The sequence below is a fragment of the Pseudonocardia sp. NPDC049635 genome (assembly GCF_040659795.1).
Classification (GTDB): Bacteria; Actinomycetota; Actinomycetes; order Mycobacteriales; family Pseudonocardiaceae; genus Pseudonocardia.
On record NZ_JBFAON010000005.1, the window covers coordinates 190,825 to 214,552 of the forward strand.

20 protein-coding genes are annotated in these 23,728 nt (G+C 74.6%); 11 read left to right on the top strand and 9 right to left on the bottom strand.

The window, feature by feature from the left end; translation table 11 throughout:
* The first annotated feature begins 105 nt into the window (after positions 1 to 105).
* On the top strand, positions 106 to 4,560 hold the full coding sequence (locus AB0J24_RS09165; RefSeq protein ID WP_358677837.1) for a hypothetical protein: 4,455 nt from the start codon (positions 106 to 108) through the stop codon (positions 4,558 to 4,560).
* 72 nt (positions 4,561 to 4,632) lie between these two features.
* Here the strand turns inward: AB0J24_RS09165 and AB0J24_RS09170 are convergent, their stop codons facing one another.
* The 3 genes from AB0J24_RS09170 to AB0J24_RS09180 all read right to left on the bottom strand — a co-directional run bounded on the left by AB0J24_RS09170 (position 4,633) and on the right by AB0J24_RS09180 (position 7,189).
* Positions 4,633 to 5,073: a PepSY domain-containing protein gene (locus tag AB0J24_RS09170; RefSeq protein WP_358677839.1), complete on the bottom strand. Its 441-nt coding sequence runs from the start codon at positions 5,071 to 5,073 to the stop codon at positions 4,633 to 4,635.
* 149 nt (positions 5,074 to 5,222) lie between these two features.
* Complete coding sequence (locus AB0J24_RS09175) at positions 5,223 to 6,494, bottom strand: HAMP domain-containing sensor histidine kinase (RefSeq protein ID WP_358677842.1); 1,272 nt, start codon at positions 6,492 to 6,494, stop codon at positions 5,223 to 5,225.
* Entirely contained in the window at positions 6,494 to 7,189 is a 696-nt protein-coding gene (locus AB0J24_RS09180; protein WP_358677845.1) for a response regulator transcription factor, read from the bottom strand. Before AB0J24_RS09180 ends, AB0J24_RS09175 begins: the two co-directional genes overlap by 1 nt.
* A 102-nt stretch (positions 7,190 to 7,291) precedes the next feature.
* Here AB0J24_RS09180 and AB0J24_RS09185 point away from each other — a divergent pair, with 102 nt between their 5' ends.
* The gene (locus AB0J24_RS09185) at positions 7,292 to 7,816 is read left to right on the top strand and encodes a hypothetical protein (RefSeq protein ID WP_358677848.1); all 525 of its coding nucleotides are present in this window, start codon (positions 7,292 to 7,294) and stop codon (positions 7,814 to 7,816) included.
* A 136-nt stretch (positions 7,817 to 7,952) separates the two neighbouring features.
* Here AB0J24_RS09185 and AB0J24_RS09190 read toward each other — a convergent pair whose 3' ends face one another.
* The 3 genes from AB0J24_RS09190 to AB0J24_RS09200 all read right to left on the bottom strand — a co-directional run bounded on the left by AB0J24_RS09190 (position 7,953) and on the right by AB0J24_RS09200 (position 10,934).
* Positions 7,953 to 8,249 carry a MoaD/ThiS family protein gene (locus tag AB0J24_RS09190; protein ID WP_358677850.1) on the bottom strand — a complete coding sequence of 99 codons (297 nt, stop codon included), beginning with the start codon at positions 8,247 to 8,249 and terminating at the stop codon, positions 7,953 to 7,955.
* A gap of 5 nt (positions 8,250 to 8,254) precedes the next feature.
* Positions 8,255 to 9,358, bottom strand: a complete 1,104-nt coding sequence (moaA, locus tag AB0J24_RS09195; RefSeq protein WP_358677853.1) for a GTP 3',8-cyclase MoaA — start codon at positions 9,356 to 9,358, stop codon at positions 8,255 to 8,257.
* A gap of 358 nt (positions 9,359 to 9,716) precedes the next feature.
* Positions 9,717 to 10,934: an acyl-CoA dehydrogenase family protein gene (locus AB0J24_RS09200; RefSeq protein ID WP_358677855.1), complete on the bottom strand. Its 1,218-nt coding sequence runs from the start codon at positions 10,932 to 10,934 to the stop codon at positions 9,717 to 9,719.
* A 130-nt stretch (positions 10,935 to 11,064) separates the two neighbouring features.
* On the opposite strand from AB0J24_RS09200, the gene AB0J24_RS09205 reads away from it, so the two are divergent.
* From AB0J24_RS09205 to AB0J24_RS09240, 8 genes are all read left to right on the top strand, one after another.
* Positions 11,065 to 11,469, top strand: a complete 405-nt coding sequence (locus AB0J24_RS09205) for a helix-turn-helix transcriptional regulator (RefSeq protein WP_358677858.1) — start codon at positions 11,065 to 11,067, stop codon at positions 11,467 to 11,469.
* A gap of 2 nt (positions 11,470 to 11,471) precedes the next feature.
* Positions 11,472 to 12,314 (top strand): ABC transporter permease, encoded by an 843-nt coding sequence (locus tag AB0J24_RS09210; RefSeq protein WP_358677860.1) that lies wholly within the window; start codon positions 11,472 to 11,474, stop codon positions 12,312 to 12,314.
* Complete coding sequence (locus tag AB0J24_RS09215) at positions 12,311 to 13,402, top strand: ABC transporter ATP-binding protein (protein ID WP_358677863.1); 1,092 nt, start codon at positions 12,311 to 12,313, stop codon at positions 13,400 to 13,402. Before AB0J24_RS09210 ends, AB0J24_RS09215 begins: the two co-directional genes overlap by 4 nt.
* A 142-nt stretch (positions 13,403 to 13,544) precedes the next feature.
* A complete protein-coding gene (locus AB0J24_RS09220; RefSeq protein ID WP_358677865.1) occupies positions 13,545 to 14,828 on the top strand; it encodes a S8 family peptidase in 1,284 nt (427 codons plus the stop codon).
* A gap of 26 nt (positions 14,829 to 14,854) precedes the next feature.
* Positions 14,855 to 16,498, top strand: coding sequence for a phospholipase D-like domain-containing protein (locus tag AB0J24_RS09225; RefSeq protein ID WP_358677868.1), 1,644 nt, complete (start codon positions 14,855 to 14,857; stop codon positions 16,496 to 16,498).
* A gap of 157 nt (positions 16,499 to 16,655) precedes the next feature.
* Entirely contained in the window at positions 16,656 to 18,314 is a 1,659-nt protein-coding gene (locus tag AB0J24_RS09230) for an AMP-binding protein (protein ID WP_358678055.1), read from the top strand.
* Between the two features lie 163 nt (positions 18,315 to 18,477).
* Positions 18,478 to 18,864, top strand: coding sequence for a cold-shock protein (locus AB0J24_RS09235; RefSeq protein WP_358677871.1), 387 nt, complete (start codon positions 18,478 to 18,480; stop codon positions 18,862 to 18,864).
* A 47-nt stretch (positions 18,865 to 18,911) separates the two neighbouring features.
* A complete protein-coding gene (locus AB0J24_RS09240) occupies positions 18,912 to 19,868 on the top strand; it encodes an MsnO8 family LLM class oxidoreductase (protein ID WP_358677874.1) in 957 nt (318 codons plus the stop codon).
* Between the two features lie 15 nt (positions 19,869 to 19,883).
* On the opposite strand, the gene AB0J24_RS09245 is transcribed toward AB0J24_RS09240, so the two are convergent.
* From AB0J24_RS09245 to AB0J24_RS09255, 3 genes are all read right to left on the bottom strand, one after another.
* Complete coding sequence (locus tag AB0J24_RS09245) at positions 19,884 to 20,387, bottom strand: DUF2771 family protein (protein ID WP_358677877.1); 504 nt, start codon at positions 20,385 to 20,387, stop codon at positions 19,884 to 19,886.
* Between the two features lie 44 nt (positions 20,388 to 20,431).
* Positions 20,432 to 21,952, bottom strand: coding sequence for an MFS transporter (locus AB0J24_RS09250; RefSeq protein WP_358677879.1), 1,521 nt, complete (start codon positions 21,950 to 21,952; stop codon positions 20,432 to 20,434).
* Between the two features lie 62 nt (positions 21,953 to 22,014).
* On the bottom strand, positions 22,015 to 22,815 hold the full coding sequence (locus tag AB0J24_RS09255; protein WP_358677882.1) for a glutaminyl-peptide cyclotransferase: 801 nt from the start codon (positions 22,813 to 22,815) through the stop codon (positions 22,015 to 22,017).
* Between the two features lie 93 nt (positions 22,816 to 22,908).
* On the opposite strand from AB0J24_RS09255, the gene AB0J24_RS09260 reads away from it, so the two are divergent.
* On the top strand, positions 22,909 to 23,712 hold the full coding sequence (locus AB0J24_RS09260; RefSeq protein WP_358677885.1) for a DUF3027 domain-containing protein: 804 nt from the start codon (positions 22,909 to 22,911) through the stop codon (positions 23,710 to 23,712).
* The last annotated feature ends 16 nt before the right edge of the window (positions 23,713 to 23,728 follow it).

The following is a 23,728-nucleotide window of genomic DNA, read 5'->3' on the forward strand; positions in this document are numbered from 1 at the left end:
CGTCCGTTGTCGCTCACCAGGTGAGCGACAACGCGCAGCAGGACGCTCCGGAGGCCCCGGCCCCGGCCCCGGCCCCGGCCCCGGCGACCGGATCGGACGGGCCCGATGTATGAGCTGACCCGGGCCCGGCTGTTCTCGGTCGGCCCGACCGCGGCCCGGTACCAGGACGTCTCGCTCGACCTGCGTGGCGTCGGGCGGCCGGTGAAGGTGGCCGTGCAGGAGGACCTGTTCGCCCCGGACGCGCTCGACCGCAGCACCCCGCGGCGGCCCTCACCGGCGTCGGTGCTGTTCCTGGAGAACGGCGGCGGGAAGTCCGTACTGCTCAAGCTGATCTTCTCGGTGCTGCTGCCCGGGCGGCGTCAGGTGGTCGGGACGACCAGCACCACCGTGCTGGAGAACTTCGTGCTCGCCGAGGACGTCGCGCACGTCGTCTGCGAGTGGATGCACGTCGGGACGGGGGCGCTGCTGGTCACCGGCAAGGTCTCGGAGTGGCGGGGGCACGTCGCCTCCTCCGACCCGGAGAAGCTGGCCGACGCCTGGTACGCGTTCCGCCCGGTGCCCGGTTTCGCCATGGACGACCTGCCCTTCACCCACGATCGGAAGCGGATCACCCTCGCGTCGTTCCGGGAACGGTTGCACGCCGCGCACCGCGACCACCCGCAGACCGAGCTGGCCTGGGAGACCGGGCACCGGGACTGGACCCGCCATCTCGTCGACGTCGGCCTGGATCCCGAGCTGTTCCGTTACCAGCGGGCGATGAACGCCGGCGAGGGCGAGGCCGCCGAGGCGTTCTCGTTCTCCAGCGACGAGGCGTTCGTCGACTTCCTGCTGCGCGCGGTGCTCGATCCCGAGGAACCGCAGAACGTCGCCGAGCTCGTCGCCGGGTACGCCGACCGGCTGGCCCAGCGCGAGGAGCTGGAGTCCGAGCGCGAGTTCGTCGACGGCACCCTGGCCCGGCTCGAACCGATGGTCGCCGCGGAGGACGCGGCCGCGACCGCACGGGCCGCGGAGAGCGCCGCCCGGGACGCGCTGCGGGTCACCGCCGAGTCGATCGCCGCCCGGCGGGTCGCCGAGACCACGCGCGCCGCGACCACCGCGACCGCGGCCACCGATGCGGTCGCCGCCGAACAGGAGGCGGCCCGGGCCGCCGAGCGCTTGCAGGACACCGTCGGCGAGCTGCGCAGGCTGGCCGCGGTGCTGGCGGTCGAGGCCGCCGCCGCGGACGCCGAGGCGGCCACCCGGGAACGGGACGCGGCGGCAGCCGTCTCGACCGCCCGGGACGCCGTCGAACCGGTCCTCGCGCACCGGGTCGCCGCCGCCGAGGCCGCCCGGTTGCGGGCCCGGGTCGACGAGGAGGAGCAGAAGGCGCGGCCGACCCTGCAGGCCCGCCAGGACGCCGCCCGGGCACTGGCCGCGTCGCTGCTGCGCACCGTGGCCGAGGCGGAGGCCGAGGCCGAGGCCGCCGAGATCGCCCGCGCCGCGGCCGAGGAGCGGGCCGCCGCAGCCCGCGCCGAGCAGGTGGAGCGCGCCGCCGACGCCGCGCGCGCCGAGAGCTCGGTGTCGAGCGCCGTCGAGGCACTGGCCGACCTGGACCGCCGGATCGCGGCCGCCGTCGCCGCCGGGCACCTGAAGGAGGGCTCCGGCCCGGACGACGTCGAGCACGAGGCCCCCGCCGCCGAACGGGACGCGGCGGCGACCGCCGGCGCGCTCGCCGCCGCCGACGCCGCCGCCACCGCGATCCGGGAGGAGCGCCGCGCCGCGGAGGCCCGCCGGACCGCCGCCCAGGACGCGGCCGCCGCGTCCCGCGCCGCGGCGGCGGCCGCGGAGACCGCCCGCGCCGCCGCCGCCCGGGAGAGCGACGAGCTGGCCGGTGCGGCCCGGCCGGCCGAGCTGCTCGGCCTGGACACGATCCGGCCCGACGCCGACGCCGAGCTGGTCGTCGACACGCTCACGGCTGCGATCCGCGGTTCCGAGCGGGAACGGACCGCGCTGCTCGGTGACCAGCGGCGCGACGAGCGCGCGCTGGCCGCGCTCGGTGACGGCGGGCTGCTGCCCGACCCACCGGAGATCGAGTCGGTGCTGCAGGTGCTGGAGAAGGCGGGCGTCACCGCCTGGTCGGGTCGCCGCTACCTGGCGATGCTCCCGGCCGGCGACCGCAGCGCGGTGCTCGAACGGTTGCCGCACCTGGCCGGTGGAGTACTGCTCAACGAGCCGGGTGACGCCGCCCGGGCCCGTGACGCGCTCGTCGAGGCCCGGCTGTTGCCGGCCTGCCTGGTCGCCGTCGGCACCACCGCCGCGCTGACCGCGGCCGACGCCGTCGCGCCCGGGATCGAGCTCGTCGTCCCGCCGAACCCGGCGCTGCACGACGAGGACGCCGCCGAACAGGTGCGGGTCCGGCTGGTCGCCGAGACCGCGGAGCGGGCCGACCGGATCGCCGCGCTGGAGTCCCTGGCCGAGTCCGACCGGCGGCTGCGCGACCGGTTCATCGCGCTGCGCGACCGCCGCCCGACCCTGGACGAGCTGACCGACGCCGCCCGGACCGCCGAGGCCGCCCGCGACGAGGCCGCCGACGCCTACCAGCAGGCCCGCGACGAGGTCGCCGCGCTCGACGAGCGGGCCGACCGGCTCGCCGCCGACCGGCCCGACCTGGAGCGGGCCGTCGCCACCGCGCGTCGGCGCGCCGAGGCGCTGACCGCGCTGCGCGAGGAGCTCGCCCGCAGGCCCGGCCTGGAGGAGCGGCGCCGCACCGGTGCCGCCGACGCCGAGCGGTGCCGTGCCCGGGCCGACGCCGCCGGGGCAGCCGCCGCCGAGGCCGGCCGCGAGGCCGCTGCCGCGCAACAGACCCGGGATCGGCAGCGCGGCGTCGCCGGATCGGCACGCGACGAGGCGGCCGCCCTGCCGCTGGAGGAGGCCCCGGAGCCGGCCGTCGGGGCCGTCGGGGCGTCGCTCGCCGAGCTGCGCGAGGAGTTCCACCGGGCCCGGGACGCGTACGCCTCGACGGCCGCCGACACCGACCTGCGCGGCGCGCTGGAGCGCGCCGAGGCCGATGCCGCCGAGCGCCGGATCGCCGTCGACGGATTGCCCCGCTCGGTGGTGGAGGCGGCGACCGCGTTCCTGCACACCCCCGACGGCGCCGACGCCACCAGCCGGCGGGCCGCCGCGGAGCAGGCCAGGGCGGCCTACGAACGGGCCGAGGAACGCAGGCAGAAGGCGAACACCGAGGTCGAGGTGCTGCGGCGGGAGCTGGCCTCGCTGCCCGCCGAGTCGCGCCCGATCGACCCGTACGCGCAGCCGCGCGACGCCGAGCACGGCCGGGAGCTGGTCGCCGCGGCGTCGGCCGACCTGGACGCGGCCGGCCGCGAGCTGGAACGGGCCCGCCGGATACGGCAGACCGCCGAGGAGGCCCACCGGACCGCGGTCGAGCTGGCCCGCGGGTTCGGCCACGTCGTCGACGGGTTGGAGCAGACCCCGGAGCCGGGCGGGATCCCGTTCGAGGGTGACGTCGACGAGGCGCTCGCCGCGCTGAAGCGCAACCAGGCGGCGCTGCGCGAGGTCACCGGGGAGCGGACGCGGGCCGAGAAGAAGGTGCGCGAGGGTGTCGACGCCGTCGCCCGGTTCGCCCAGGACCCGAGATTCGCCACCCTCACCTCCCCGGTGCACCGGCACATCGCCGGGGTGGACCGCAGCGAGATGCCCGGGCTGGCCCGGGAGTGGATCGGCGCGCTGCGGCCGCGGCTGCGCTCGCTCGACGACGATCTCGGCAACATCGAGCGGCACCGCTCCGGCATCGTCACCCGGTTGTCCGGGATGGTCGGTGAGGCACTGCGCACGGTCCGGCTCGCGCAGAAGCTCTCCCAGCTCCCGGACGGTCTCGGCGACTGGTCGGGCCAGCAGTTCCTGCGGATCCGGTTCGAGGAGCTGCCGGACACCGCACTGCGCCACGAGCTTGGCGTCGTCGTCGACCGGACCGCATCGGGCCTGGCGAACGGCGGCCGGGCCCGGGACCGGCGCGACGGGATGTCGATGCTGCTGCGCGGGGTGCGCGCAGCGACGCCGAAGGGCGTCCGGGTCGAGATGCTCAAGCCCGACGCCGTGCTGCGGACCGAGCGGCTGCGGGTCTCGGCGATCAAGGACGTGTTCTCCGGCGGCCAGCAGCTGACCGCGGCGATCGTCCTGTACTGCACGATGGCCGCGCTGCGGGCGCACCAGCGCGGGCACGGCAGGCGGGCACACGCCGGGGTGTTGTTCCTGGACAACCCGATCGGCCGGGCGTCCGCGGGCTACCTGCTGGAGCTGCAGTTCGGGGTGGCGCAGGCGCTCGGGGTGCAGCTGGTCTACACCACCGGGCTGTTCGACGCCGGTGCCCTGTCCGGGTTCCCGCTGCTCATCCGGCTCCGCAACGACGCCGACCTGCGAGCCGGCCGCAAGTACCTGTCGGTCGACGACCGGGTCGCCCGCTCGCTGCCCGAGGGCGAGGGCGGTGGCCGGATCACCGCGGCCCGGGTCTACCGGCGCCCGGACGCCGGACCCACCACGCCGGCGGCGACCTCGGGACCATGATCCGCGTCCTGGGAGCGCTCGTGCCGGGACCGGCACCCTGCACTCCCAAGACACGGATCTTGCCGGGATGGCTCAGTCGTCGTCGCGGTCGATGTCGTGGTCGAGGATCTCCCCGGTGGCGGCGTCCACGTCGATCTCGTGCTCGACGTGCCCGTCCCGGATCTCGATCTCCCAGTGGTCCCGGTCGTCCCGGTCGTCCCTGTCGTCATCGTCCTCCCGGTCGAACTCGACCTCGGTGACCCGGCCCGCGCCGACCAGCTCCAGCGCGATCCGCTCGGCGGTGGCCCGGTCGACGGCGGGCTGTGCCGCCCCCGGGGCGGCCGGGGCGGCACCGGCGTCGGACGCGGAAGCGGCGGCGGCGCCGGCGCCGGGGAGCTCGGGCGCGGTCACCGAGGCCGGTGTGACCGGGGTCCGGTCCGGGTCGGTCCCGGAGCCCAGGGCCAGTGCGGTGCCCCCGCCGATCAGGAGCAGGCCGGTGGCGGCGATGGTGGCGACGGTCGTCCTGGTGCGCATCGGATCTTCCTCCGTGGTGTCGGGTGAGCGGCTCTCGCTCGGTGTCGAGAACGACGATGCCGCCGCGCGCACCAAGGCCGCGCTACCTGATCCCTAAGGCGGAGTTAGGGATCAGCGGAACCGGGTCCGTGCACGGGAGGCGCCCGGTCTCAGTGCTGCGGCCCGCCGAGTTCCAGCACCACCCGCAGGCCGGGCGGGCCGGACAGGGTCAGCCGCCCCCCGGCGGACTCGGCGGTCCGGCGGGCGATGTCGAGCCCCAGACCGGTGGACCCGCCACCGCTCACCCCGCGTGAGATCGGGTCGGTGCCCGGCGGCAGACCGGAGCCCGTGTCGTACACGACGAGGCGGGCGCCGCCCGTGGGGCGTCCGCTCAGCTCGACGCCGAACGCCGTCCCGTCCGGCGTGTGGGCGAAGACGTTGCCCAGCAACGCGTCCACGCACGCCTCCAGGTCAGCGGGCGCGCATCCGACCGGCAACGGACCCTCGGCCAGGTCGAGGGTGACGGCACGGTCGGTGTCCTCGGCGAGCACCTGCCAGAACGCGACCCGCTCCCTGACGACGGCGGCGGCGTCAGCGGCCCGGCCCTCACCGCCGCGCCGCCGGGCCTGCTCGATGGCACCGGTGACGGCCCGCTGGACACCGTCCACCCCGGCCGAGATCCGGGCGGACTCCTCGGGGTCGCGCAGCGCCTCGGCCTCCAGACGCAGCGCGGTCAGCGGGGTGCGGACCCGGTGCGCGAGATCGGCGACGTTCTCCCGTTCCTCCCGCAGCAGCTCCGAGATCCGCCCGGCCAACCCGTTCAGCGCGCGGGCGACGACACCGAGCTCGGCCGGGGCGTCCGGGTCGGCACGGGCGGCGAGGTCACCGCGGGCCAGCCGCTCGGACACCCCCGACAGGTCGGTGGTGGCGTCGACCAGGGAGCGGGCCAACCGGTCGGCGAGCAACAGCCCACCGGCCAGCATCACCAGCGACAACCCGGCCAGCAGCAGCCAGGACCGGGCGACGCCACGGGTCAGCTCGGCGTCCGGGACGAACACCCGGATCACGCTGTTGCCCGCCGCCGCACCCTGGACGGAGAACACCATCTCCCGCCCGCCGGGCGCCTCCGTCGAGGCGCTCACCCCGCGCAGGCCCAGCTCGACCAGGTCACTGCGCGGCGCGGGCGCCCCGAACACGGTTCCGTCGGCCAGGATCACCGACACGTCACCGGCGTTGCGGTCGTCGGCCAGTGCGACGGTGGGTTCCATGGTGGTGCGGTCGGCGGTCGCGACCAGCGGTGTCAGTGACTGCGCCTGGGCGGTCGCGGTGGACAGTGCGGTGTCGATCGCGACCGTCCGGACCAGCACGGCGAGCGGGACGGCGAACGCCACCAGCACCAGCAGCACGGTCGCCCCGACGAGTCCCAGGATCCGGAGCCGCATCAGCCGCCGTCCGACGTGTCGGGGGCCGACAGCCGGACCCCGACCCCGCGCACCGAGTGCAGGTAGCGGGGCCGTTGCGCGGTCTCACCGAGCTTGCGCCGCAGCCAGGACAGGTGCACGTCGACGGTCTTGTCGGCGCCACCGTAGGGCTGTTGCCACACCTCGGTGACCAGCTCGCGCTTGCTGACCACCTGGTCGGCGCGCGCGGCCAGGTAGTGCAACAGATCGAACTCGCGCGGCGTCAGCTCGAGCTCGGTGTCCCCGAGCCGGGCGCGCCGCGACCGCGGATCCACCGACAGCTCCCCGACCACCACGGTCGGGTCCGGCGTGCCGTCACCGAGCCGGCGCAGCACGGCCCGGATCCGGGCGTCGAGCTGGGCCGCGGAGAACGGTTTCACCAGGTAGTCGTCGGCTCCGGCGTCGAGCACCGAGACGATCTCGGACTCGTCGTCACGGGCCGTCGCGACGATCACCGGGACGGTGCTCGCGCCGCGCAGCATCCGCAGCATGGTGGTGCCGTCCATGTCGGGCAGGCCGAGATCGAGCACGACCAGGTCCGGCCGCTTCCCGACGGCGGACTCCAGCCCGGCCATCGCGGTCGGCGCGGAGTCGACGGCGTGCCCGCGCTCGCCCAGCCCGCGGATCAGCGCACCGCGGATGGCGGGGTCGTCCTCGACGATCAGGATCTGGGCCACGAGCAGAACCTAGTTGCCGGGCGCGGCCGGGCGGTCGCCGCGGGACTGCCTTTCGGGCTGCCTTAGGGACGCGTTAACCGTCGGCCGGGGCATCCTGGGCGGGTGAACCCTCCGAGCAAGCGCACCACCCGGATCGGGCTCGCCGCCGGGTTGTGGATCGTCGCGGCGGCGGGGGCGCTGCTGCTGGGCCTGACCGCGGTCGGCGCCATCGGCACCGGCCTGGCCGGTGGGTCGACCGTGCAGCCGCTCGCCGCCGAGGAGGTCCGGGTCCAGCTGGACCGGCACGGCGGTCCTGTGCCTGGCGCCGGGCCCGTCCCCGGTGCGGGTCCCGGCCAGGTTCCCGGCGCCTCACCCGATGGGGGCCCCGGGGGCGCACCCGTCCCGGCCGTGCCGGAACCGGTCGGGGTGGTTCCCGCCGGGCAGGCCGGAACGATCCTGGTCCGTTGCGAGGGCGGGACGCCGGTCGTGGTGTCGGTGAACCCGGCGCAGGGTTTCGAGCGCGAGGACGACGACGACCTGGCACCGAACCAGGTCGAGTTCGACGGCGACGACGTCGACGTCCGGGTCACCCTGAGCTGCACCGACGGCACACCGACCGGCCAGGTCGAGACCATCCCCGATGACTGAGCAGACTGACCTGACTGAGCCGACCGGGCGTGCCGGGCCCACCGGGCGTGCCGGGCCGACCGGGCCGACCGGGCCCACCGGACCGACCGGGCCCACCGGGCGTGCCGGGCCGACCGGGCCCACCGGGCCGACCCGCTCAACCGCCGGCGAACGGTGGCAGCACGTCGAGCACCGAGGCGTCCCGCAACGCGGTGGAGCGGTCGCGCACCGCGAACTCGTCGAGCAGGAAGCTGCACCGGTCGAGGACCGTGCCGAGCGCCGGGCCGTGTGCCGCCCGCAACCGGGCGACCGCGTCGGCGACGGTGGCACCGGCGGGGAGCTCGACGATCTCCTCCGCGGTGCCGGCGGCTGCCTTGGCGGCGGCGAAGTACCGCACGGTCAAGGTCCGGGTCGGCGTGGGCGCGACGGTGCGGCTGTCGGTTCCGGTGGTCATGCCGGTCATCCTCCGATCGAGCTCATCGGGCGGGCGGGCTGCAGGAACCCGGGATCGTCGATCCCGTGCCCGGCCTTCTTACCCCACATGGCGTCACGCCAGGTGTCGGCGATCTCGGCGTCGGTCGCGCCGCTGCGCAGCATCGCCCGCAGGTCGGTCTCACCGGTCGCGAACAGACACGTGCGGACCTGGCCGTCGGCGGTGAGCCGGGTGCGGTCGCAGGCGCCGCAGAACGGCCTGGTCACCGAGGCGATCACCCCGACCGTCGGTGGCGCCGCGCCGGGGGCACCGGGTGTGCGCAGCGGCGCCCCGTCGCGCCGGGCCAGCACCTCGAACTTCTCGGCCGGCGCCCCGCCCCGGTCCTCGCCGGACTCCCGGAGCACGAAGCGCTGCTCCAGGCGGTCCAGGATCTCCTCGGCGGTGATCATCTCGGAACGACGCCAGCCGTGTTGCGCGTCGAGCGGCATCTGCTCGATGAACCGCAGCTGGTAACCGTGTTCCAGCGCGAACTCGAGCAGGTCGGCGGCCTCGTCGTCGTTGATCCCGCGGAGCAGCACGGTGTTGATCTTGACCGGGCGGAGTCCGGCCGCGTGCGCGGCGGCCAGTCCGTCGAGCACGTCCTGCAACCGGTCCCGCCGGGTGATCTCGGCGAACCGGTCGGGGCGCAGGGTGTCCATCGAGACGTTGAGCCGGTTCACCCCGGCGGCGGCGAGCGCCCCGGCGCGCCGGGCGAGTCCGATGCCGTTGGTCGTCAGCGAGATGTCCGGCCGTGGACGCAGTGCCGAGGCGGCGGACAGCACGTTCTCCAGGCCCTTGCGCAGCATCGGCTCGCCGCCGGTGAACCGCAGCTCCTCGATGCCGAGCTCGTGCACGGCGACGGCGATGAGCCGGTTCAGCTCGTCATCGGTCAGCTGCTCCTCGCGCGGCATCCAGTCCAGGCCCTCGGCGGGCATGCAGTATGTGCAGCGCAGGTTGCAGCGGTCGGTGAGCGAGATCCGGAGGTCCGTCGCGACCCGGCCGAACCCGTCGACGAGGCGGGTGTCGGCGGGGCGGGCCGGGTCCCGGGGCGGGCCGCCGCGCAGCGTCGGCAGGCCGAGCTGAGTGGTCATGACCGCGAGGCTAACCCTCGTCGAGACGGCCGGCACAGGGTGGAAATCCGCAGCTCAGCGCGGTGATCCGCAGCAGCGGGGTCGTCCGGGGCGGCTCGTCGCAGGTGCGGAACTAGTCGCGGTGTACCTAGTCGAACGGATAGGTACAGGGTGACCAGCCGGCCCGGTTCGGTCCGCCGACCCGGCCCCGGGGATGCGTGTCCTGCCGAATCGCTCACCCCGTGAGCGGTTCCGGCGGCCGACGACGGCCGGGGCCGCCAGGGACGAGCGGCCCGGCGTGGACGGAGTCCGCGGCAGGCGGGGTGGCCGCGCGGAACCGCTCACGGGGTGAGCGGTTCCGCGGGTCACGGGCCCGTCGTCAGGAACGGGCCGCGAGTTCCTGTCGCGCCACCGACCGGATGTGCACCTCGTCCGGGCCGTCGGCGAACCGCAGCGCCCGCGCCCACGCATAGAAGTACGCCAGCGGGAAGTCGTCGCTCATCGCTCCGCCGCCGTGCACCTGCATCGCCCGGTCGATCACGGCGCAGGCCATCCGCGGTACGACGACCTTGATCGCCGCGATCTCGGTGGCCGCGCCCTTCGCCCCCTGCTCGTCGATCAGCCAGGCCGTCTTGAGGGTGAGCAGCCGGGCCTGTTCGATCTCCATCCGGGACAGCGCGATCTGCTCGCGCACGACGCCCTGGTCGGCCAGGGGCCGGCCGAACGCGACCCGCGTCCGTGCCCGTTCGACCATCAGCGACAGCGCCCGCTCGGCCATCCCGATCAACCGCATGCAGTGGTGGATCCGGCCCGGCCCGAGCCGGGCCTGGGCGATGGCGAAGCCGCCGCCCTCCTCGCCCAGGATGTTCGAGGCGGGGACCCGCACCCCGTCGAGCACCAGCTCGGAGTGGCCGTGCTGGTCCTGGTAGCCGAACGTCGGCAGGTGCCGCACGATCTCCAGGCCCGGGGTGTCCCGCGGGACGAGGATCATCGACTGCCTGCGGTGCCGGGCGACGGTGTCGTCGGAGTCCGGGGAGGTCTTGCCCATCACGATGAAGATCCGGCAGCGCTCGTCGGCGGCGCCGGAGATCCACCACTTCCGGCCGTCGATGACGTAGTCGTCACCGTCGCGGCGGATCCTGGTCTCGATGTTGGTGGCGTCCGAGGACGCCACGTCCGGCTCCGTCATCGCGAACGCGGACCGGATCTCGCCGGCCAGCAGCGGCTCCAGCCATTCCTGCTTCTGCGCCTCGGTGCCGAACAGGTGCAGGGTCTCCATGTTCCCGGTGTCCGGGGCCTGGCAGTTGATCGCCTCCGGCGCGATCACCGGCGACCAGCCCGACACCTCGGCGACCGGTGCGTACTCCAGGTTGGACAGCCCCGACAGCGAGGGCAGGAACAGGTTCCACAGGCCGCGCTCCCGGGCCTGTTCCTTGAGCGACTCCACCACCGGCGGCAGGTCCCACTCCTGCGGTGTGCCCCGCCGACGGGCACGAAAAGCGTCGTACTCGGCCTCCGCGGGGAGCACCCGCTCGTCGAGGAAGGCGCGCATCCGCGCCGTGTAGTCGGCTGCTGCCGCGCTGGGTGTGAAGTCCACGGCGCCGATCAGAACACACACCGGCGGGCCGTGACATACACGCCGGCGGGCCGTGACACGCGGGCTCCCGCCGGGAGCTGCGGGGTATCCGCCGTGGCACCACCGCAGGCGCGACCATAGTATCCACGGCGTGCCGCACTTCAGGATCTCCGAGGCCGCCCGCCTGCTCGGCGTCAGTGACGACACCGTCCGCCGCTGGGTGGACGCGGGGACACTGCCGGTGCAGGCCGACGCGTCCAACCGCAAGGTCATCGACGGCGCCGCGCTGGCCGAGTTCGCCCGCGAGCACGCCTCCGCCCCGCCGGACCCGTCGGTGGTCCAGCGCTCCGCCCGCAACCGGATGGTCGGCCTGGTCACCTCGGTCATCGCGGACACCGTGATGGCTCAGGTGGAGATGCAGTGCGGTCCGCACCGTGTGGTCTCCCTGATGAGCAGCGAGGCCGCCCGCGACCTCGGCCTCGAACCGGGTGCGCTCGCCGTGGCGGTGATCAAGTCCACCAACGTCGTCGTGGAGACGCCGGGCGGGCACCTGTGATCATGGCCGCTCCCGCCCGCCGGGAGCGGGCGGCCGACCGGCACGGCACCGGTATCGGTCTGCCGGTCTGGTTGTGGTTCCCGGCCGGGATCGGCTTCCTGGTGATCGCGCTGCCGGTGTTCGGGCTGCTGTGGGAGGCCGACTGGGCGGCGATGCCGTCCCTGCTGACCAGCGACGCGGCGCTCTCGGCGCTGCGGTTGTCGCTGCTCACCGCCGGTGTCTCGACGACGTTGTGCCTGTTGCTCGGTGGCCCGCTCGCGGTGGTGCTCGCCCGGGGCCGGATCAACCGGCTGCCCCGGTTGATGCGCGCGGTGCGCTCGATCGTGCTGCTGCCGCTGGTGCTGCCGCCGGTCGTCGGCGGTCTCTCGCTGTTGTTCCTGCTCGGTGCGAACGGCCTGGTCGGGCAGGGGCTGGACGCCGCGTTCGGCATCTTCATCCCGTTCACCACGGTGGCGGTCGTCCTGGCGCAGACGTTCGTGGCGATGCCGTTCCTGATCGTCTCGCTGGAGGGTGCGCTGCGGACGGCGGGGGAGCGCTACGAGGCGACCGCCGCGACCCTGGGTGCCTCCCCCGGGCTGGCCTTCCGGCGGGTGACGGTGCCCCTGGTGCTGCCCGGTCTGGCGTCCGGCCTGGTGCTGGCGTTCGCCCGCTGCATGGGCGAGTTCGGCGCGACGATCGCGTTCGCCGGCAGCCTGGAGGGCACCACCCGGACCCTGCCGCTGCTGGTCTACCTGCAGGGTGAGACCGACGTCGCGGGCGCGGTCGCCCTGTCGCTGCTGCTCGTCGTCGTGTCGCTGATCGTGATCATCGTCGGTCGCCCGCGCGGGACGGACGGCCGCGGATGAGCGGCGTCGAGCTCGCCGTCCGGCTGGAACGCGACGGGTTCGCCCTCGATCTGGAGCTCACCGTGGCCGAGGGCGAGGTCCTGGCCGTGCTGGGGCCGAACGGGGCCGGGAAGTCGACCCTGCTCGGTGTCCTGTCCGGGCTGCTGCGGCCCGACCGCGGGCGGCTGACGGTCGGCGGCCGCACCCTGCTCGACACCCGGACCGGTGCATTCGTCCCGCCGTTCCGGCGCGGGGTGGGCCTGCTCGCCCAGGAGCCGCTGCTGTTCCCGCACCTGTCCGCGCTGGCGAACGTCGCGTTCGGGCCGCGGGCACACGGCGTCCCGCGGGCCGAGGCCGAGGAGCGGGCCCGGGCACTGCTGGGCGCGGTCGGCGTCGAACAGCTCGCCGCGCGCCGTCCGGCGCAGCTGTCCGGTGGGCAGCAACAACGGGTCGCGCTGGCCAGGGCGCTGGCCCCGCGTCCGGGTCTGCTGCTGCTCGACGAACCGCTCGCCGCGCTCGACGTCGACGCCACCCCGGCGATGCGCTCGCTGCTGCGCCGGGTGATCGCCGACGGCGGCCAGACCGCACTGCTGGTCACCCACGATGCGCTGGACGCGCTGGTGCTGGCCGACCGGGTCGTCGTGCTGGAGGCGGGTCGGGTCGTCGAGCAGGGGCCGGCCCGCGAGGTGCTGGCCCGCCCGCGCAGCGCCTTCTCGGCCCGGATCGCCGGGCTGGACCTGGTTCCCGGCATCGCGGAGAGATCCGGGTTGCGCACCGCCGACGGGGTGGAGATCCAGGGACAGGCCGTCGAGGTCGCGGTCGGTGAGCCGGCGGTGGCGGTGTTCCCGCCGGCCGCGGTCTCGGTGTACGCGCACCGTCCGGAGGGCAGCCCGCGCAACGTCTTCCGGGTCCGGGTGGCGGCACTGGAGCCGCGCGGCGACACGGTCCGGCTCCGGGCGGGCGCGGTCGAGGGCGGCCCCGACTGGGTGGACGGGCTGGCCGCCGACGTGACCCCGGCCGCGGTCGCCGATCTGGGCGCGGAGCCGGGACACGAGCTGTGGTTCGCGGTGAAGGCGACCGAGGTGGCGGTGCACGGGCGCCAGGACTGACCAGGGGTCGCGGTGCGCGGGCGCCAGGTCTGGCACGGTGCGCGGCCGGTTACACATCCCTCACCCCACGAGCCCCAGGGTTCACCCGGGCCACGATCGTGTCTCTCGCCCCACCGGCAACACCCGAATATCGTCGCGTTCCGTGAGCCTCCACCGTTCCCGAGTCGCCGTCTCGGTCACAGCCTGCGCGCTGACCGTCGCGCTCGGTGTTCTCCTGGCGCCGACCGCTTCGGCGTCACCGGACACCGCCGGCACCGCGAACGACGGCGCCGCGAACCACAGCGCAGCGGGCGCCGTGGGCGGCAACGCCACGAGCCCCGTGCCGGGTGCCGTGACCGGCTACCTGGTGCAGACCGCGACGGCCGGGCAGACCCGTGCCGCGGTGGAGGCGGTCGGTGCGGAGCCCAGCGTCACCTTCGACACGGTGCTGCACGGGTTCGCTGCCCCGCTCGACCCGGCGCAGGCGGCCGAGCTGCGCGATCGGCCGGGCGTCGTCGGGGTGGAGGAGGACCGCACGATCACCCCGCTGGATCCGCAGGCCACCCACCAGGCCGCCCCGACGGACGACGCCGACGACCCGGTCGGCCCCGCCGTCACCGAGCAGGCACCCGGCAACTGGGGGCTCGACCGGATCGACCAGCCCGACCTGCCGCTGGACGGGCGGTACCGGCGCACCGCGACCGGCGCCGGGGTGGACGTGTTCGTGCTCGACACCGGGGTGGACGCGCGGCATCCGGAGTTCGGCGGCCGGGCCCGCCTGGAGGCCAACACGATCGACGACCGGGACGAGGACTGCGACGGGCACGGCACCGTCGTCTCCGGGATCGCCGCGTCGAACAGCTACGGCGTCGCTCCCGGTGCGAACGTGCGCGGGGTGAAGGTGCTCGACTGCAACGGCACCGGCACGCTGTCGTCACTGCTGGCCGGGCTCGACTGGGTGGTGCAGAACAAGCGTGGCCCGTCGGTGGCGGTGATGTCGTGGAGCTACGGCAGCTCGCCGATGCTCCGCCAGGCCGTGCAGCGGATGCTCGACGCCGGCGTGTTCGCAGCGTCCTCGGCCGGGAACACCGGTGGCGACGACTGCACCGCGCTGCCGAGGGCGGTGGACGGCGTGCTGGTCGTCGCGAACTCGACGATCGAGGACCGGCGGGCGTCGAACTCCTCGACCGGACGCTGTGTCTCGATCTACGCGCCCGGCACCCGGATCGTGGCTCCGGTGCCCGGTGGCGGCACCGCGTCCTACAGCGGGACGTCGATGGCGGCGCCGTTCGCGGCGGGTGTCGCCGCGCTCTACAAGCAGGCACAGGGCGACCGGCCGACACCCGCCGTCAAACAGTGGATCATCGACAACGCCGTCGAGGGCCGGATCGAGGGCGGCTCCACCGGCAACACGCCGAACCGGTTGCTGCAGACCGGCGGGCTCTGAACCGGGGCCGGGCTACCGTTCCGGCCATGCCCGGAACGCACCACGCCCCGGCCGGCCTGCCCGCACTGGAGTCCGGCTACCTGGTCCCGGGCACGCCGCAGTGCCCGACGTTCCGGGAGGACACCGAGTGGCGGGCGATCGTCGACGGCGTCGACTACTTCGCCCAGCTGCGCGAGCTGTTCGACCGGGCGGGCCCCGGTGACTCGGTGCTGATCACCGGGTTGAACCTGGAACCGGACATGGACCTCACCGGTGCCGAGCCCGGTGACGACGGTTACGAGTCGCTCGCCGACCGGCTGGCCCGGCTCGCGGCCGACGGGGTGGACGTGCGGGTACTGCTCACCGCCGCGGTGTTCGCCGGGTCGGTGCCCGGCATCGCGATCGGGCCGTTCCGGGCGAACGCGTTCGCCGCGCTGGAGCTGCGCCGGCGCCCGGTGCTGCAGGGCCGGGTGCTGCTCGACTGGTCCGGCTCGGGCATCGGCTGCCACCACCAGAAGATCGTGCTCACGCACGTCGGCGGCACGCTGACCGCCTTCGTCGGCGGCCTCGACCTGTCGGCCAACCGGTACGACGCGCAGCCGCACGACCGGCTCTCGATCGGTGACGAGCGCTGGGGCTGGCACGACGGCGCCGTCCGGTTGCGCGGACCGGCCGCGGGCCGGGTGTGGGAGGTGTACCGCGCCCGCTGGACGGAGGCCGCGACGCTGCCGCCGCGGTCGTTCTACCGCCCTCCCGCGCGCTGGGAACCGATGAACCCGGAGCCGTTCGCGCCGCCGCTCCCGCCCGCGCCCGCCACCCCGCCGTACGACGCCCCCGGCACCGCTGTGCAGGTGCTGCGCTCGCTGCGGCCGTGGAAGATCGACCACTTCGGCACGCTCTACCGCAGGCACTGGACGGTGTTGCCGCGACACGGCGTCCAGGAGGTGTTCCACGCGCTCGCGGCCGCGATCCGCGGTGCGCGGCACTACATCTACCTGGAGGACCAGTACTTCTTCGAGGTGCCGGGCGGCCGGCGCGCCTTCCGCCTCTACGGGCTGCTGCGCGACGCCGCCGCGCGCGGGGTGCGGATCGTGCTGGTCTGTTCCGGCCGCCGGGACCCGGCCGACGCCGGGGTCAACAAGTTCCGCCGCCGGGTCACCGGGGACGTCCAGCGCGGGATCATCGATCAGCTGGCCCCCGCCGACCGCGGCAACGTGATCATGCACCGGATCGAGGGGCTCACGGTGCACACGAAGCTGATGCTGGTCGACGACGTGTACGCCGCCGTCGGTTCGGCGAACTTCTTCTCCCGCTCGATGCGCGGCACCGACACCGAGCTGAGCACGGCGTTCGTGACGACCGGGGACCAGGTGCGTGACCTGCGGGTGCGGTTGTGGGCCGAGCACCTGCGCACCGAGCTGACCGAGGAGCTGCGGCCGCACCTGGAGGACCTCGATCTGGCGCTCGGCATCTGGCGCCCGGAATGGCTGCCGCCGCAGGCACCGGCCGGCACCTGGCGGGTGCCCGGGTTCCCCGCGGGTTTCGACCCGGCCGAGCGCGTCCTGGTCCCGGTCGGTCCGTGGCCCGAGCCCAGCCCGCGTCCGCTGCGCCGGGCCGCCCGTGGGGCCCGCCGGGGCGCCGCCCGGGTCGCCGAGTCGGGCAGACGGGCGGGCCGCCGGCTCTCCTCCTGACCCTCGGGTGCACTCCTTACGGGGGTAGCCGGGTGTTGGCAGCGGGCCCGGTCCGGGGACAGGATGTGACGGGCGCCTCCTGGCGCCTCCTGGCGCCCACCGGCGTCACACTGTCGCACCCTGCACTGCCGAGGAGAACATCGTCGTGACCTCCACCGTGGCCGGAGCCCCCGCCGTCCCGTCGTACGCGTCCGGGATCTCGGACACGCCGCTGCTCGGCGACACGATCGGCGACAACTTCGACCGGACCGCCGCCGCGTTCGGCGACAACGACGCGCTGGTCGACGTCCCCACCGGGCGGCGCTGGACCTACAGCGAGCTGCGGGCTGCGGTCGACGACCTGGCCTGCGGCCTGCTCGACGCCGGGGTGCGCACCGGGGACCGGCTCGGGATCTGGTCGCCCAACACGGCCGAGTGGACGCTCACCCAGTACGCCACCGCCAAGATCGGCGTCATCCTGGTCAACATCAACCCCGCCTACCGGACGCACGAGCTGGAGTTCGTGCTGAAGCAGGCCGGGATCTCCACGCTGGTCTCGGCGGCCGAGTTCAAGACGTCGAACTACGAGAAGATGATCGCCGAGGTGCGGTCGAACTGCCCGGAGCTGCAGCGTGTCGTGATCCTCGGGTCGGACGAGTGGGCCGCGCTGGCCGCGGGCGGCGCCGCCCCGGACCGGGACCGGCTGGCGCAGGTGCAGGCGTCGCTCAGCGCGGACGACCCGATCAACATCCAGTACACCTCGGGCACGACCGGGTTCCCGAAGGGCGCAACGCTGTCGCACCACAACATCCTCAACAACGGCTACTACGTCGGGAAGCTCTGCGGCTACACCGAGGCCGACCGGGTCTGCATCCCGGTGCCGTTCTACCACTGCTTCGGGATGGTGATGGGCAACCTGGCCTGCACCACCAGCGGCGCCACGATGGTGATCCCGGCCCAGGGTTTCGACCCGAAGGCGACGCTGCGGGCCGTCGAGCAGGAGCGCTGCACCTCCCTCTACGGCGTCCCGACGATGTTCATCGCCGAGCTGAACGATCCCGACTTCGAGTCCTTCGACCTGTCCAGCCTGCGCACCGGGATCATGGCCGGTTCGCCGTGCCCGGTCGAGGTGATGAAGCAGGTCGTGGAGCGGATGGGGATGGGCGAGGTGACGATCTGCTACGGGATGACCGAGACCTCGCCGGTGTCCACCCAGACCCGCGCCGACGACTCGCTGGACCGCCGCGTCTCCACGGTCGGCCGGGTGCATCCGCACCTGGAGATCAAGGTGGTCGATCCGGAGACCGGCAAGACCGTCCCCCGCGGCGAGCCCGGTGAGCTGTGCACCCGCGGCTACTCGGTGATGCTGGGTTACTGGAACCAGCCGGACAAGACCGCCGAGTCGATCGACGCCGCCCGCTGGATGCACACCGGCGACCTCGCCGTGATGGACGACGAGGGCTACCTCAACATCACCGGCCGGATCAAGGACATGGTCATCAGGGGCGGCGAGAACGTGTACCCGCGGGAGATCGAGGAGTTCCTCTACACCCACCCCGACGTGGTCGACGCCCAGGTCATCGGCGTTCCGGACGAGCGGTACGGCGAGGAGCTGTGCGCCTGGGTGATCCTGCGCGAGGGCGCCGCGGAGCTGACCGCCGACGCGCTGCGGGAGTTCGCCACCGGCAAGCTCGCGCACTACAAGATCCCGCGCTACGTGCTGGTCGTCGACGAGTTCCCGATGACGGTCACCGGCAAGGTCCGTAAGGTCGAGATGCGCGAGCGCTCGGTCGGCCTGCTCGATCTGGGGACCGCCGCCGGGGTCCGAAACGCCTGACCCCCGGCGGTTCCGGGCGGTAGGATGGACGGCGGCGCGTCCGGGTGACCCGAGCACGGCAAGTCAGCGCGATATGTCAGCACGACATGTCAGCACAGCAGGTCACGGCCACTCCGGGCGCGTTTGTCGTGCACGCAGCAGACGCAGGGAATCGAGGAACACGGTGCCCACCGGCAGGGTGAAGTGGTACGACGCGGAGAAGGGCTTCGGCTTCCTCTCCCAGGACGACGGCGAGGACGTCTACGTCCGCAAGGCGGCGCTGCCCGCCGGGGTGGAGGCGCTCAAGTCGGGCCAACGCGTCGAGTTCGGCATGGCAGAGGGCAGGCGTGGCCCGCAGGCGCTGTCGGTCCGGCTGGTCGAGAAGCAGCCCTCCGCCGTCGAGAACACCCGGCGTCCCGCGGAGGAGCTGCACGGCCTCGTGGAGGACATGATGCGGCTGCTGGAGAACAAGATCCAGCCCGCGCTGCGGCACGGCCGCTATCCCGACCGCAAGACCTGCAAGCTCGCTGCCGAGGTGGTCCGCGCGGTCGCCCGCGACCTGGACGGCTGACGCGCCGTGCGGCGCCCGGAAATGCCGGGCGCCCGCGGAGCGTTCCGGTGGTTGTGCGCCTGTCGTTGCTGGATCGTTCGCGGACCCGGGCCGGAGAGCCCGAATCGGCCGCGCTGCGGCACACCGTCGAGCGCGCCCGGCGAGCGGAGCAGCTCGGCTACCACCGGTTCTGGGTGGCCGAGCATCACGCGGTGCCCGGGATCGCGTCGGGCAGCCCACCGGTTCTGATGGCGGCGGTGGCCGCGGCGACCAGCCGGATCCGGGTCGGTTCCGGCGGGATCATGCTGCCCAACCACCAGCCGCTGGTGGTCGCCGAGCAGGTCGCGATGCTCGCCGCGCTGCATCCCGGCCGGATCGACCTGGGTATCGGACGCTCGCCCGGTTTCACCGAGCCGGTGCGCCGGGCACTGCGCGCGGCGGGCTCCGACGACGCCGCGTTCCGGGCCGATCTGGCCGAGCTGCGCTCGTTCCTGGACGGCACCGGCCCGGTCACCGTCCGGCCCCGCCCGGAACGGTCGGTCCCGCTGTTCCTGCTGGCCACCGGCGCCGGGCTGCGGCTGGCCGGTGACCTGGGGCTCCCGGTGGTCGCCGGTGGGCCGGTGCTCGACGACCGGGCCGCGCTGGACGACTACCGCGAGCGGGCCGGCGACGCCGCGCACCTCGTCGTCTCCGCCGACGTGCTGGTCGGGCACCCGGATCTCGCCCTGCCCGAGGCGTGGGCGCTCGCCGCCGCCCGGACCACCGGCGAGTTCCCGCCGCTGGAACCACCGGACCCGGGCCGGCGGACCACCGCGCGGCAACGCGAGACGGTGGCGGGGGCGCTGGCCCGCACGATCGCGGGGGACCCTGACACCGTCGCCGAAGGGCTCGACGACCTGGTGGACCGGACCGGCGCCGACGAGCTGCTGGTCAGCTCGTCCACCTGGGACCGGGACGCACTGGCCGCGTCCGACGCGGCCCTGGCCCGGCTGGTGCTGGGGGGCCGGGTTCGCGCGGGGACCTGAGAGCACGCACGCCCCTCAGCCCGCCGGCTGCTCCCCGACCAGCACCCAGGTCGCCCGCACCGGGAACTCCAGCTCCTGGGTCTGCGGGTCGATCGCCGGCGCCGCGCCGAACAACTGCACCTGGGCGGTGACCAACCGGTCGGTCTCCGAGGGCAGGATCAGCGTGTACTCACCGCGGCTGCCCGGGGTGGCGACGTCGCTGCGCTGCTCGATCGGCGCCGGGTCGTCGCCGCGGGTGAAGGCGTACGCGACCTGCCACGGGCCGTCCGACACCTCCTCCGGCACGGTGATCCGGATCGGGGTGCCGGGCGGTACGTCCGCGGTGACCCGGGAGTTCGGGTCGTCCGAGCAGTTCTCCATCCGGTTGTCGCAGAACTGGGTCGGCGCGGCGGTGAGCGACCTGCCGTCGACGTCGAACGTGACGGTGGGCTGCGCCGCCCCGCAGCCGCCGACCAGGACGGCGGCGACGGCGAGCATCCCGGCGAGCACTCGGCCGGACCGGCGGGGGCGGGTGATCACGGCGGCCAGCCTACGGACCACCGGCGGGGTCCCCGGCTCCGAGGTCAGCGCACCGCGGGGGCCGGTCGCGGTGCCGCACGGGCCCCCAGGCCGGGGACCAGCGTCCCACCGCGGTGCACCATCACCGACTGCAGCGCGACGACCGCGATGACGCAGGCGACGATCACGAACCCGGTCCGGAACGTGTCGTGCGGTGCGAGCACACCGATCGCGCCGCCCAGCACCCAGGCCAGCTGCAGGACCGTCTCGGACCGGCCGAACGCCGAGGCCCTGGCGTGCTCGGGCAGGTCACGCTGGATCACCGCGTCCAGGCAGACCTTCGCCAGCGCGCTCGCCGTCGACGCGACCAGGGCCACGACCACCGCCGCCGGGATCCCGGGCAGCACCGCGGCGCCCGCGGCCGCCAGCAGGGCCGCCCCGGCCGCGGCCAGCACCACCGGCTCGATCCGGCCGAACCTGCTGCGCGCGCCGACCGCGTTCCCGAGGAAGAGCCCGGCGCCCGCGGCGGCGCCGACCACGCCGATCACGATCACCTGGCGTGCCGGGTCGCCACCTGCCTGCTCGGTGCCCGCCTTGACCACGAACGCGACGAACAGTGTGAGGAAGCCGGTCAGCACCCGCACCGCACCGGTGCCCCACAGGGCGACCAGCACCGGCCGGGTCGCGGGTACCTTGTCGCGCCGGGTGCCCGGCCGGGCGGCCGGGACCGCCGCCGGGACCTCACCGGCGGTCGACTCGACCCATCGCGGGATGCGCAGACACAGCACCGCACCGGCGACGCCGAGCGCCGCGGTCCACCACAGCGCGCCCGGTGAGCCGAACGCCCAGGCGGCGCCGGCGGCCACCGCACCGGCCAGGCCGCCGGCGGCCATCCCGAAGGTCGTCAGCCGCGAGTTCGTGGTGGCCAGGGTGATCGACGAGGGCAGCACCCGCGGTGTCACCGCGGCCTTGAGCACGAGGAACGACTTGCTCAGCACCAGGATCCCGAGCGCCGCCGGGTACAACACCCAGGTGTCGAGGTGGAACACCAGCACCACGGCGAGCACCGCCCGCCCGGCGCACGACACCGCCATCGCGATCCGCCTGCCCCGCTGCAACCGGTCCAGCATCGGCCCGATCACGGGTGCGACCAGCGCGAACGGTGCGACGGTGATCGCGAGGTAGAGCGCGACGTTGGCGGTCGACTCGGCGGTCGCGGCCGCGAAGAACAGCGTGTTCGCCAGCGCGACGGCCACCGCCGCGTCGAGCGCGTAGGTGAACATCGTGGCGTAGGTCAGCGCGGTCAGCCCGGAGCCGTCCGCGCCGTCGGCGGTCGCGGCCCGGCGGAACAGGCCCACGGCGCGCCCGGTCAGCTCCCGGGTGCGGTGCACCGCGACCCGGGTGACGGTCAGCTTCCGCGGGCCACCGCGGGCACCGGACGGCCCGCGCGGCGACGGGTCCGCGACGCCCGGCCGGGTGATCGGTTGAGTGACCGGTTCTGTCCGCGCGACCCGCTCGGTGCGCCCGCCGGAACGGTCGGGACCCGTGGTGCGGGCGCGGCGGCGCCGGAACGGGTTCGGGGCCATGCCCCTATTGTGCGCCGGAGGGCCGACGGTTCCGCCGTCCACGTGGCCCGCCCGGCGCGCCGTCACCCGGCCGGACGTACCGGGCCCGGGGGAGCCAGTCGTACCCGGAACGTCGCGGGCCACAGCTTCCCGGTCAGCAGGTACTCGTCCCCGGTCACGTGGGCGATGCCGTTCAGCACGTCGGCGTCGCGGCGGCGGGCCGGGTCGAGCAACCCGGACGCGTCCACCACGAGATCGACGACGCCGGTCCCCGGGTCGATGCGGACGATCTCGTCGCTGTGCCACACGTTCGCCCACACCCGGTCACCGACGCACTCCAGCTCGTTCAGCTGCCGCTGCGGGGCACCGTCCCGGGTGACGGCGACCGAACCGGTCTCGGCGAGATCGGCGGGCTCGTGGAAGCGCAACCGGTCGGTGCCGTCGGAACGGACGACGCGGCCGTCGTCGGCGAGACACAGGCCCCACCCCTCACCGTCGATCGGGACCTCGCGGCGCAACGTCAGCGTCTGCCGGTCCCATTCGAGCGCGACGCCGTCGCGCCAGGTGAGCTGCCAGATCGTGTCACCGACCACGGTGATCCCCTCGCCGAAGTAGGCGGGCGGCAGCGGTGCGGCCGCCCGCACCTCGCCGGTGTCCGGGTCGAGGGCCCGGATCTCGGACTCACCGACCAGGCCGGTGCCCTCGTGGAGCACCCCGTCGTGCAGCTCCAGGCCCTGGGTGAACGCGGCCGGATCGTGCGGGATCTCGGCGAGCACCTCGGGCCGGACGACCGGTACGGATCCCGCCGCTGCCCCGGGCGCGGGCGTCGCGACGCCGCACGCCGCGAGGACGAGCACGAGGACGAGCAGCAGCGCAACGGGCACCGGCCCAGGATGCCCGGAGCCGGGTGGCACACTGGTGAGGTGACTGCTGGTGACGACACGGCTTTCGGAGACAGCACGACTTCCGCGCCGACTGTGCCGACAGCGCAGACAGCGCCGACCGAGGCGCCGGGGCCCCGGCCCGCGCCGCCCGAACTGTTCGACGCCGTCGAACTCGCCCGCGACGCCGCCGTCGAGGAGGCCGCCCACGAGCTGGGCCGCGTCGCTGCCGTCGCCGCCGTCGGCCTGTACCTGGGGGCCGACGCCGAGGACGACGGATCGGTGACGCACGCGTTCGTCGCCGAGCTGCCCGGTTACCGCGGTTGGCGCTGGGCCGTCACCGTCGCCAGCGCCGGGCCGGGTGAACCGGTGACCGTCTCGGAGTCGGTGCTGCTGCCCGGTGACACCGCCATCGTCGCGCCGAGTTGGGTGCCCTGGGACCAGCGGATCCGGCCCGGTGACCTCAAGCCCGGCGACCTGCTGCCGCCCCCGGCCGACGATCCGCGGCTGGTGCCCGGTTACGTCGACAGCGGCGACCCGGCGTTCGAGGAGCTGGCGACCGAGGTCGGGCTCGGCCGGGAGCGGGTGCTGTCCGCGGACGGGCGCGCCGCGGCCGCCGAGCGCTGGCAGCACGGCGACCGCGGCCCGGCCGCCGAGCTCGCCCGGGCGGCACCGGCACCCTGCGGGACCTGCGGGTTCATGCTGCCGCTGGCCGGCTCGCTGCGCGGAGTGTTCGGGGTGTGCGCCAACGGCTCCGCCCCGGCGGACGGGCAGGTCGTCGCGGTCGGTTTCGGGTGCGGCGCGCACTCGTCGGTGACCGAGCCCGCCGGGTCACCGGTGTACGTCTCGGCACTGGTCTACGACGACGGCGTGGACCTCGAACCGGTCGGTCCGCGCTGAGCGGAGATCCCGCGGG